The sequence below is a fragment of the Mycobacterium sp. genome (assembly GCF_049802695.1).
Taxonomy (GTDB): domain Bacteria; phylum Actinomycetota; class Actinomycetes; order Mycobacteriales; family Mycobacteriaceae; genus Mycobacterium.
The window spans coordinates 1-2,898 of the sequence record NZ_JBARMY010000264.1 but is presented as its reverse complement, the minus strand read 5'-3'; the positions used below and the strand labels follow the sequence as shown (position 1 = coordinate 2,898).

Genomic DNA, 2,898 nt, shown 5'->3' with positions numbered 1-2,898 from the left:
GACCAGTTGCGCACCGACGTCGAGGCCGCCGCTGCGGGCTGGGCCGAAGCGGGGCTGCTGCGGGTGGATTCGCGCAACCAGGTGCTCGTCGCCGACGGCCGGGTTGTGCTCGGCGCGGCGATCGAATTGGCCGACCAGCCGCCGCCGGAGGCGGTGTTCCTGGGGCGTCTCGAGAACGGCCGGCACGTATGGGCGATCCGCGGGCCGCTGCAGGTACCCGAGGATCCGGCCGTCAAAGCCGACGTTGCTGATCTGCGTCGCGGAGGCCAGTTGTTGGACGACATCGGCGCGCAGCTGGTGTCGTCGGCGACCGCACTGCTCAACTGGCACGACAACGCGAGATTCAGCGCCGTCGACGGTTCGCCGACCAAACCGGTCCGGCATGGCTGGGCCCGCCTCAACCCACTGACCGGTCATGAGGAGTTCCCCCGGATCGACCCGGCGGTGATCTGCCTGATCCACGACGGCGGCGATCGTGCGGTGCTGGCCCGGCAGACAGTCTGGCCGCACCGGATGTTCTCGCTGCTGGCCGGCTTCGTCGAAGCGGGCGAGTCGTTCGAACTGTGCGTCGCGCGGGAGATCCGCGAAGAGATCGGCCTGACCGTGCGTGACGTCCGCTACCTGGGCAGCCAGCCCTGGCCGTTCCCCCGCTCGCTGATGGTCGGCTTCCACGCGGTCGCCGACCCGTCGGAAGCGTTCTCGTTCAACGACGGGGAGATCGCCGAGGCGGCGTGGTTCACCCGCCAGCAGGTGCGTACCGCACTCGCCGACGGTGACTGGAGCAGCGGCTCGGATTCCAGACTGCTTCTTCCGGCGTCCATCTCGATCGCCAGGCAGATTATCGAATCCTGGGTTGCGGCGGGCTCAATAGCAGGTGAAGTCAGCCGTCCAGGTCAGCCAGCTTCGCCTTGATTTCCGCCGCACTCGGGTTGGTCAGCGTCGACCCGTCGGCGAACTTGACTGTCGGAACGGTGTGGTTGCCGCCGTTGACCGCACCCACGAACTTCGCTGCCGCAGCATCGTGTTCGATGTCGACTTCGTCATAGTCGATCCCGGCGCTCTTCAGAACCGTCTTGAGCCGATGGCAGTATCCGCACCAAGTTGTCGTGTACATGGTGAGCGCAGCAGTAGTCATGGTGTTTCCAACGTATCCTGTCGGCCCGGTATTGCCTCTTAACGGGCCATGCGGGATCCCAGCGGGATCTGGCGGTGTGGCGCTGCGGCGAAATTGTCAGGCAGCGCTGCCAAGATGGACGGCATGCCGGTGACCGTCGACCCCTTGATCGCCGGCCTGGACGACGAGCAGCGCGAAGCGGTGCTGGCGCCACGCGGACCAGTCTGTGTGCTCGCCGGCGCCGGAACCGGCAAGACCAGGACCATCACGCACCGTATCGCGCATCTGGTCGCCGCCGGCCATGTCGCCGCCGGACAAGTGTTGGCAGTGACGTTCACCCAGCGCGCCGCCGGCGAGATGCGTGCCCGGCTGCGGGTGCTGGGCGCCGGCGCGCAGGCCGCGGTCGGCTCGGTGCAGGCAGTGACGTTTCACGCCGCCGCACACCGTCAGCTGCGATACTTCTGGCCACGGCTGGTCGGTGACAGCGGCTGGCGGCTGCTGGACAGCAAATTTCCGGTGGTCGCGCGCGCTGCGACACGTAGCGGAATGCAATTGAGCACCGACGACGTGCGGGACCTGGCCGGCGAGATCGAATGGGCCAAGGCGTCGTTGATCACTCCCGAGCAGTATCCGGCCGCGGTGGCCGAGGCCGGCCGTGACATCCCGCTCGACGCCGCCAACGTCGCCGGCGTTTACGCGACCTACGAAACGCTCAAATCGCGCGGCGGTGACGATGGCGGGCTAACCCTGCTCGACTTCGACGACCTGCTGCTGCACACCGCCGCGGCGATCGAGAACGACAGCTCGGTGGCCGAGGAATTCCGCGACCGGTACCGCTGCTTCGTCGTCGACGAATACCAGGACGTGACCCCACTGCAGCAGCGGGTGTTGTCGGCCTGGCTCGGCGGCCGTGACGACCTGACCGTCGTCGGCGACGCCAACCAGACCATCTATTCGTTCACCGGCGCCTCACCGCGCTACCTGCTGGACTTCTCCCGGCGCTTCCCCGACGCCACCGTGGTGCGGTTGGAGCGGGACTACCGGTCCACTCCGCAGGTGGTGTCGCTGGCCAACCGGGTCATCGCCGCCGCTCGTGGCCGGGTGGCGGGCAGCAAGCTGCACCTGATCGGTCAGCGCGACCCGGGGCCGGTCCCGTCGTTTCACGAGTTCCCCGACGAAGTCGCAGAGGCGGCCGGGGCGGCCGCGTCGATCGCCAAGCTCATCGAGTCGGGCACCGCGCCGGCTGAAATAGCGATCCTCTACCGGATCAACGCGCAGTCCGAGGTGTACGAGGAGGCGTTGACCGAGGTCGGCATCCCCTATCAGGTCCGCGGTGGCGAGGGTTTCTTCAGTCGCCAGGAGGTCAGACAGGCACTGCTCGCGCTGCGACGGGCGGCCGACCGCGGTCTGTCCGGCGACCTGCCGGAGGTGGTGCGTGAAGTCCTGGAACCGTTGGGCTTGACGGCGCAGCCGCCCGCCGGTGTGCGGGCGCGCGAGCGCTGGGAGGCGCTCACTTCGCTGGCTGAACTGGTCGACGATGAGGTGGCGCAGCGCCCCCAGCTGGACCTGCCCGCTCTGCTGGCCGAACTTCGGCTGCGCGCCGACTCCCGTCACCCTCCGGTGGTGCAGGGCGTCACGCTGGCGTCGCTGCACGCTGCCAAGGGGCTGGAGTGGGATGCGGTGTTCCTGGTCGGCGCAGCCGACGGCACGCTGCCCATCTCACATGCACTGGCACACGGCGCTGACAGCGAAGCGGTCGAAGAGGAACGCCGGCTGCTTTACGT

3 protein-coding genes are annotated in these 2,898 nt (G+C 68.2%); 2 read left to right on the top strand and 1 reads right to left on the bottom strand.

All coding sequences use genetic code 11. The features are described from left to right. The coding region (gene nudC, locus WA317_RS10870) for an NAD(+) diphosphatase (protein ID WP_425173035.1) at positions 1–912 on the top strand (912 nt) is incomplete at its 5' end. On the opposite strand, the gene mrx1 is transcribed toward nudC, so the two are convergent. Further along, positions 881–1,135 carry a mycoredoxin Mrx1 gene (gene mrx1, locus WA317_RS10865; RefSeq protein WP_425173034.1) on the bottom strand — a complete coding sequence of 85 codons (255 nt, stop codon included), beginning with the start codon at positions 1,133–1,135 and terminating at the stop codon, positions 881–883. The genes nudC and mrx1 overlap by 32 nt on opposite strands. 123 nt (positions 1,136–1,258) lie before the next feature. On the opposite strand from mrx1, the gene WA317_RS10860 reads away from it, so the two are divergent. After that, positions 1,259–2,898: ATP-dependent helicase (locus WA317_RS10860; RefSeq protein ID WP_425173036.1), on the top strand; the 1,640-nt coding region annotated here is incomplete at its 3' end.

Bases quoted from the DNA above. Each gene is read 5' to 3' on its own strand.
- mrx1 (WP_425173034.1), bottom strand. From the start codon at position 1,135: ATGACTACTGCTGCGCTCACCATGTACACGACAACTTGGTGCGGATAC.